Genomic DNA, 6,387 nt, shown 5'->3' with positions numbered 1-6,387 from the left:
CTTTGAGAACTGTACGAGCGATCAGAAGATGTGCCTGTGGCACATCTTCCGCGAGTACCTGCGAGTCCGCAGTGACGAGCAGGCCGCAGCGCAGCTGCGGTAATCAAAAAGACTCCCCGCCTTGACAGCAGAGAGCCTTGATAACAGATTCCGCGGGGAGTCTGTTTGATTATCTCTTTGAGAACTGCGGAGCGCGACGAGCCTTCTTGAGACCGTACTTCTTACGCTCTTTCATACGAGGATCACGAGTAAGATAACCCTCCGCCTTCAGCGTCGGCTTGTTCTCGGCGTCAACCTGAAGCAACGCACGAGAAATACCATGACGAATCGCGCCGGCCTGACCAGTGAACCCGCCGCCATGAACATTAACCAGTACGTCGAACTTGTCTGTGTTGTCCGTAGCAACAAGCGGCTGACGAACGATCGTCTTCAGAGTCTCAAGTCCGAAGTAATCATCGATATCTCTTTTATTTACAGTAATCTTGCCGGTTCCCGGTACAAGGTAAACTCTGGCAATAGATTTTTTTCTTCTTCCGGTTCCATAATACTTTTCGTTAGCCATTTGTCTTTACCTCCCTTAGTTAGAATGTGAGCACTTCCGGTTTCTGAGCTGCATGAGGATGCTCAGCACCTGCGTATACGTGAAGCTTTGTCATCATTTCTCTTCCGAGAGGTCCCTTCGGGAGCATTCCCTTAACAGCGAACTCAATAACTCTCTCCGGATGCTTTGCAAGCATCTCTCTCAGAGTTGTCTCCTTCAGACTTCCAACATAATCGGAATGTCTGTAATAGATCTTCTGATCCAGTTTTCTTCCGGTTACCTTGATCTTCTCTGCATTGATAACAACTACATAATCTCCGGTATCTACGTTCGGAGTGAACTCCGGCTTATTCTTTCCTCTGAGAACAGAAGCGACCTCAGAAGCAAGACGTCCGAGAACCATTCCGGAAGCATCAACGACATACCATTTCTTCTCTAACTTATCCGGATTAGCCATATATGTTTTCATGGTAACAACCTCCTGCATGAATGAACTACAGCGCACAGCACGGCTGTAAGATTCGTTAATTAAATGATAGTATGATGCAATATCCACTGTCCGTATGGTCATGCACCGGAACATCCGATCTTAGGCTTTCGATCATTATGGATGCTCTGTATGCCGCGCAATCAACTGTAGGATGACGTGTTTGGGAGACACGACAGGCACACTCGTCCCGCGTCACACTGAACAAGTGTATAATACTGAAAAACTTCTGTCAAGTACTTTCTTATATTAATTCTGCCTGTTTCTTATATTAATTCTGCGGATCTGTGGCAGGGTTTATGGCAGGGTTTGTGGTGGGTGTGGTGTCTATGGTGACCGTATTATACGGAATCACAATCTCCGCTTTTTCAAATTCACTTACGATCCTCTGCCGCACATTGCTGCAGGCACGATAGCTCTCCATGATATCCTTCGTGTATACCGCAAATCTCAGCAGCATTCCATTTGCCGTTAGCTCGCTGACAAGGACCGCTGTCTTTTCCGCCTCCACAACCAGCGGCTCGGTTTTCAGGATTTCCATGATAATGGTTCTTGCCTTCTCGATATCCGTCGCGTAATCAACCTCTACTTCCACAAAGGTTGCGACGGTATCCGGGTTGCTCATATTGACGATGACGGCACCGTCCACCACACTGTTCGGAATGATGCACATCTGCCCGTCCGCCTGCTCGATCACGACATGCCTCACGGTCATATCACGGACAATTCCCTCTGCAATTACCGTCCCTGCACTCTTGATCTGAATCTTCTGTCCGATATCACAGGGCTTGGAGGATGAAAGAGAAAAACCGGAAATTACATTACCCAGCGTCTGCTGTGCAGCAAAGGTCGCAACCGCGATCAGCAGCGCACTGCTCTGCAGCACCGTCGTACTGATTTCCTTGGCTATTTCAAAAGAACCCAGCGCGGAATACACACCAACAATGGTAATGCCTGCGGTAAGAATGCTCTGAAAAAATTTATTATACAGGCTTTGTTTCTGCGTCCGCTTATTCAGCCCGCGGAAAAAACGGCGGACAAAATATACAATAGCAAAGGTGATACCCAGAATAATTGCTGTTCTGAGCAAAAGTTCCCAGTCAAACATTATTTGTTGTCCCTCCGGCAACAGAAATCCGGCTCCCACTCCGGATATTTAATTTCCATAAGCGTCAGGCCTCTTGCGGGCGCCGTCGGTCCTGCTGCACTACGGTCCCTGCTTTCAAGAATTCCCTTTAGTTCCTCCGGCTCAGTCCTTCCTTTACCGATCTCAACGAGAGTTCCCGCCAGAATCCGGACCATATTGTACAGAAAGCCGTTTCCGCAGATCCGGAACCGGATCAGATCCTCCTCGCGGATGACCCTGGCAGAATAGATTGTGCGGACCGTGCTCCGGTCCGGATTGGTCTCGCCGGACGCCTGGAAGCTCCGGAAGTCGTGCTCCCCTATGAGATACCGGGCAGCTCTGTCCATGCGCTCCGCATCCAGCGGAACATATAGGAAGCAGGTGTCGTTCCGTCTCGTCGGATCCGGAAAACGGCGATTCAGAATCTTGTATTCGTAGGTCTTTACTGTGGATGTGAAGCGGGGGTGAAATTCCGGCGATACTTCCCGGGAACCCTGGATTTTGATGTCATCCGGCAGTCTCGTATTCAGCGCATAGGAATACTTATTCCCCGGCATCCGGGCAGCTGTGTCAAAAACCGCTACATTTCCACGGGCATGCACCCCTGCGTCGGTGCGGCTCGCGCCGATGGTATGTATCTGTTCCCCTGTTATCTCCGAGAGAGCAGCGTTCAGCACCTGCTGTACAGCAATCCCATTTGGCTGTACCTGCCACCCGCAGTAATTGGTTCCGTCATATGCGACGGTCAGCATCACACGTTTCATGTTTTCTACCAATATCTCCGTTCCCGCTTATGATCTCTGGATCCTCATCCCGGCCTGCGGCTGACCGTTTTCAGCGCGATCCCCAATTCAGCCTCCTGTCACCAGTGCAGCACTGCCCGCAGCACAATTGCTGCCGCAAGATATGCGAAAAGAACCGCATATGCCGCATAATCCCGGGACTGGTAAACAAGCGGACGCATCTGGGTCCGCCCGTCCCCTCCGTGATAACATCTGGCTTCCATCGCAAGTGCCAGATCATTTGCTCTGCGGAAAGCAGATACAAACAGCGGAACCAGAATCGGAACCATCGCCTTTACCCTCTGGATGACATTTCCACTCTCGAAATCCGCCCCGCGCGCCATCTGCGCCTTTTTGATTTTATCGGTTTCTTCCATCAGAATCGGAATAAAGCGAAGCGCAATCGACATCATCATCGCAATCTCATGCACCGGCACATGCACCTTCCGCAGCGGACGAAACAGCGATTCCATCGCGTCGGTCAGCTTGTTCGGCGTTGTCGTAAGCGTCATGATGGAGCAGCCGATAATCAGATACACAAGACGGATGCCCATCTTTGCGGCTGTGCTGATACCCTCCCTTGTAATATGGAGGATACCGAACTGCCAGATCACCGTCCCCTGCGTGAGAAAGAGATTCAGCACCATCGTAAAGATCAGCAGAACCCAGATTGCCTTCAGTCCCCTGACCATGAAGCTGAAGGGTACCTTTGACAGATGGATCACTGCAAACAGGAAAACAGTTCCGAGAACGTAGCCCCATGTGTGAAAAACAAACAGAGATATGATATAGATAAGTGTTCCGACAAACTTTACTCTCGGGTCCAGTTTATGAATCAGCGAATCCGCCGGGTAATACTGGCCTATGGTAATATCTTTAAGCATTTATTTCTCCCAAGCGCATGAAGGATGCTTTCTTCCGCTTCCTCGATTGTTGTGGCGTGAACATCAACATCGAGTCCCTTTTCTTTAAGCGCATGCATGATATATGTCATCTGCGGCGCAGCGAGTCCCATTTTTTCCAGCTCTTTGTAATGAGAAAAGACCTCTCTTGGCGGCGCGTCAAATGCCTTCTCCCCGTGGTTCATGACAATTAGCTGATCAACATATTCCGCGACATCTTCCATGCTGTGTGAAACCAGAACGACGGTGATGCCCCTCTTCTTCTGCAGTCCTGCGACCGTATTGAGAATCTCATCACGTCCCATCGGATCCAGACCTGCGGTCGGCTCGTCGAGAACCAGAACGTCCGGGTTCATGGCGAGAACTCCCGCGATTGCCACCCTTCTCTTCTGTCCGCCGGAAAGCTCGAAGGGCGATTTTCGGAAGAGTGATTCATCCACACCGACCTGATGCAGTGCTTCCTCTGCGCGCTTCATGCGTTCCTCTTCGGAAAGGCCCTGATTTTTGGGGCCGAAACACACATCGGTAATGACATCCGTTTCGAACAGCTGATACTCCGGGTACTGGAAAACGAGGCCAACATGAAACCTGAGATTTCTGCGGTCATACTTCTCGCCCCAGATGTCTTCATCATTAAAGTATACATGGCCGGAGGTTGGGCGCATCAGCCCGTTCAGATGCTGAATCAGTGTTGATTTTCCGCTTCCGGTATGTCCGATGATTCCGATAAAATGTCCGTCCGGGAGCTCGAGCGAGACGTCCTTCAGCGCATGCATCTCATACGCGGTCCCCGGGCTGTATGTATAAGTCACATGATCTAATCTGATTGACATGTTCTTTCCCCCTGCCGTTTCCCGTCGGAAGCTGTCTCTCCATCACGGATTTTCATAATGGCATCGACGAATTCATCGATGCTCAGAATGCCTTCGGGGATATCGAGCCCTCTCAGGCGAAGCGCATGCGCGAGCTGTGTGACGTGCGGGACATCCAGACGCAGCTTGTGAAGCTCATCCACCCGTGAAAAAATCTCCCGGGGCGTTCCCTGCATTACAAGCCTTCCCTCGTCCATGACAAATACATTGTCCGCATAGATAACCTCTTCCATGTAATGTGTGATCAGAATCACGGTGACTCCTTCACTCCTGTTCAGATCACGCACGGCCTGAATGACCTCATGGCGGCCATTCGGATCCAGCATTGCCGTCGGTTCGTCCATGATGATGCATTTCGGCTTCATCGCCATAACGCCCGCAATCGCCACTCTCTGCTTCTGGCCTCCGGAGAGCTTATTCGGCGAATGACTCCGGTAAGCAATCATCCCTGTTTTTCGAAGCGAATCGTCCACCCGTTTCCAGATCTCATCCGTCGGAACACCCAGGTTTTCCGGGCCGAATCCCACGTCCTCCTCCACGACAGAGGAAACGATCTGATTGTCCGGGTTTTGAAAAACCATGCCGGCTCTCTGCCGGATGTCCCACACCTCATCATCAGCGTGGGTGTCCATCTGATCCACCCACATCGTTCCTCCCGTAGGGATAAGCAGCGCGTTCATATGCTTTGCCAGCGTGGATTTTCCACTGCCGTTATGGCCGAGAATCGCGATGAACTGTCCCTCTCGGATCTTCAGATTCACATCCCTGACCGCGTGGGTGATCTCCGGTTTTTCCCCGTCCTCTCCGTATTCAAGATAGTCGTAATTCAGATTATCCGCTTTAATGATGCTCATGATTCCGAAACTCCTGTCAATTCCCCGATGTAATCAAGAATTTCCTCTCTTCCCTGCTTTGTGACGGCAGAAAAAGCAAACAGTTTTTCATCTTCCCGCATTCCGAGTCCATCGCGGACCGCCTTGATCTGCTTCTGAACCTGGCTTCTTTTGAGCTTATCCAGCTTGGTCGCAATGATCACGGGCTCGTATCCGCGGGACAGAATCCACTCAAACATCTGCTTATCGTTTGCCGACGGATCATGGCGGATATCAATGAGCAGGAACACGACCTTCAGCTGATCGGACATTTTCAGATATCTCTCGATCATCCGCCCCCAGGACTGTCTGACATTGACAGACGCGGTTGTATAGCCATATCCCGGGAGATCCACGAAGTAGAAACTGTTGTTTACGTGATAGTAATTGATAGTCTGTGTCTTTCCCGGCTGAGAGCTGGTTCTCGCCAATGCCTTCCGGTTCAGCAGTCCATTGATCAGAGATGATTTTCCGACATTTGACTTCCCCGCGAATGCGATTTCCGGCTGTGTATTCACGGGAAACTTACTTGTGACACCGCACACTGTTTCAAGCTCGGCGTTCTTTATAACCATATCTTCTCCCTTCCATATCTGCCGGATTGCACAACATGAAGCAATCTGCAGCTTATCCGTCTTATTTATGCGAACAGTGAGCCGCAGCCGAATGCGAAGTATTCGTGTGCGGCGAGCGTCGCGATAGCGAGATAAAACTCGCGCAGCGTGTTTTATCACGTTATGCTCCTTTTCGGAGAAAGAACTTTCCTGCAGTGACGCAAGAGGACGCAGTGCATGGCGGCATACAG

The 6,387-nt window shown here is 50.7% G+C and carries 8 protein-coding genes; all 8 read right to left on the bottom strand.

What is annotated here, in order from left to right:
• Positions 1-169: 169 nt before the first annotated feature.
• The 8 genes from rpsI to yihA all read right to left on the bottom strand — a co-directional run bounded on the left by rpsI (position 170) and on the right by yihA (position 6,157).
• A complete protein-coding gene (rpsI, locus tag ACTQZS_RS13885) occupies positions 170-562 on the bottom strand; it encodes a 30S ribosomal protein S9 (RefSeq protein ID WP_441101390.1) in 393 nt (130 codons plus the stop codon).
• Between the two features lie 19 nt (positions 563-581).
• Entirely contained in the window at positions 582-1,010 is a 429-nt protein-coding gene (gene rplM, locus ACTQZS_RS13880) for a 50S ribosomal protein L13 (protein ID WP_441476333.1), read from the bottom strand.
• A 289-nt stretch (positions 1,011-1,299) separates the two neighbouring features.
• Positions 1,300-2,136, bottom strand: coding sequence for a mechanosensitive ion channel family protein (locus ACTQZS_RS13875; protein WP_441476332.1), 837 nt, complete (start codon positions 2,134-2,136; stop codon positions 1,300-1,302).
• On the bottom strand, positions 2,136-2,918 hold the full coding sequence (truA, locus tag ACTQZS_RS13870) for a tRNA pseudouridine(38-40) synthase TruA (RefSeq protein WP_441476331.1): 783 nt from the start codon (positions 2,916-2,918) through the stop codon (positions 2,136-2,138). The genes ACTQZS_RS13875 and truA overlap by 1 nt, the downstream gene beginning before the upstream one ends.
• A 98-nt stretch (positions 2,919-3,016) precedes the next feature.
• The gene (locus ACTQZS_RS13865) at positions 3,017-3,820 is read right to left on the bottom strand and encodes an energy-coupling factor transporter transmembrane component T family protein (RefSeq protein WP_441101386.1); all 804 of its coding nucleotides are present in this window, start codon (positions 3,818-3,820) and stop codon (positions 3,017-3,019) included.
• The gene (locus ACTQZS_RS13860) at positions 3,799-4,671 is read right to left on the bottom strand and encodes an energy-coupling factor transporter ATPase (protein ID WP_441476330.1); all 873 of its coding nucleotides are present in this window, start codon (positions 4,669-4,671) and stop codon (positions 3,799-3,801) included. The genes ACTQZS_RS13865 and ACTQZS_RS13860 overlap by 22 nt, the downstream gene beginning before the upstream one ends.
• Positions 4,656-5,564 carry an energy-coupling factor transporter ATPase gene (locus ACTQZS_RS13855; RefSeq protein ID WP_441476329.1) on the bottom strand — a complete coding sequence of 303 codons (909 nt, stop codon included), beginning with the start codon at positions 5,562-5,564 and terminating at the stop codon, positions 4,656-4,658. Before ACTQZS_RS13855 ends, ACTQZS_RS13860 begins: the two co-directional genes overlap by 16 nt.
• Positions 5,561-6,157: a ribosome biogenesis GTP-binding protein YihA/YsxC gene (gene yihA / locus ACTQZS_RS13850; protein WP_441476328.1), complete on the bottom strand. Its 597-nt coding sequence runs from the start codon at positions 6,155-6,157 to the stop codon at positions 5,561-5,563. The genes ACTQZS_RS13855 and yihA overlap by 4 nt, the downstream gene beginning before the upstream one ends.
• Between the last annotated feature and the right edge of the window lie 230 nt (positions 6,158-6,387).

The organism is Bilifractor sp. LCP19S3_H10, from assembly GCF_052119185.1.
In the GTDB taxonomy this organism is placed as follows: domain Bacteria; phylum Bacillota; class Clostridia; order Lachnospirales; family Lachnospiraceae; genus Bilifractor.
Note: the sequence above shows the minus strand (reverse complement) of the source record. Positions and strands in the feature narration are given on the sequence as shown.

What these genes read in the sequence shown, in the direction of transcription:
- rpsI (WP_441101390.1), bottom strand. Translation starts at nt 562, where the DNA reads ATGGCTAACGAAAAGTATTATGGAACCGGAAGAAGAAAAAAATCTATT.
- rplM (WP_441476333.1), bottom strand. Translation starts at nt 1,010, where the DNA reads ATGAAAACATATATGGCTAATCCGGATAAGTTAGAGAAGAAATGGTAT.
- ACTQZS_RS13875 (WP_441476332.1), bottom strand. Translation starts at nt 2,136, where the DNA reads ATGTTTGACTGGGAACTTTTGCTCAGAACAGCAATTATTCTGGGTATC.
- truA (WP_441476331.1), bottom strand. Translation starts at nt 2,918, where the DNA reads ATGAAACGTGTGATGCTGACCGTCGCATATGACGGAACCAATTACTGC.
- ACTQZS_RS13865 (WP_441101386.1), bottom strand. Translation starts at nt 3,820, where the DNA reads ATGCTTAAAGATATTACCATAGGCCAGTATTACCCGGCGGATTCGCTG.
- ACTQZS_RS13860 (WP_441476330.1), bottom strand. Translation starts at nt 4,671, where the DNA reads ATGTCAATCAGATTAGATCATGTGACTTATACATACAGCCCGGGGACC.
- ACTQZS_RS13855 (WP_441476329.1), bottom strand. Translation starts at nt 5,564, where the DNA reads ATGAGCATCATTAAAGCGGATAATCTGAATTACGACTATCTTGAATAC.
- yihA (WP_441476328.1), bottom strand. Translation starts at nt 6,157, where the DNA reads ATGGTTATAAAGAACGCCGAGCTTGAAACAGTGTGCGGTGTCACAAGT.